The organism is Photobacterium sp. ABD4_091, from assembly GCF_056160145.1.
In genome coordinates, this window is record NZ_JBSWWQ010000025.1 from 1 (window position 1) to 314 (window position 314).

General features: G+C 55.7%; 1 rRNA gene. It reads right to left on the reverse strand.

The window, feature by feature from the left end:
• Positions 1 to 314, reverse strand: a 16S ribosomal RNA gene (locus ACXAGQ_RS29090); the annotation flags it as partial.

Below are 314 nucleotides of genomic sequence, written 5' to 3' on the forward strand. Positions count from 1 at the left end.
CCCGAAGGTTAAGCTATCTACTTCTGGTGCAGCCCACTCCCATGGTGTGACGGGCGGTGTGTACAAGGCCCGGGAACGTATTCACCGTGGCATTCTGATCCACGATTACTAGCGATTCCGACTTCATGGAGTCGAGTTGCAGACTCCAATCCGGACTACGACGTACTTTCTGGGATTCGCTCACTCTCGCAAGTTGGCCGCCCTCTGTATACGCCATTGTAGCACGTGTGTAGCCCTACTCGTAAGGGCCATGATGACTTGACGTCGTCCCCACCTTCCTCCGGTTTATCACCGGCAGTCTCCCTGGAGTTCCC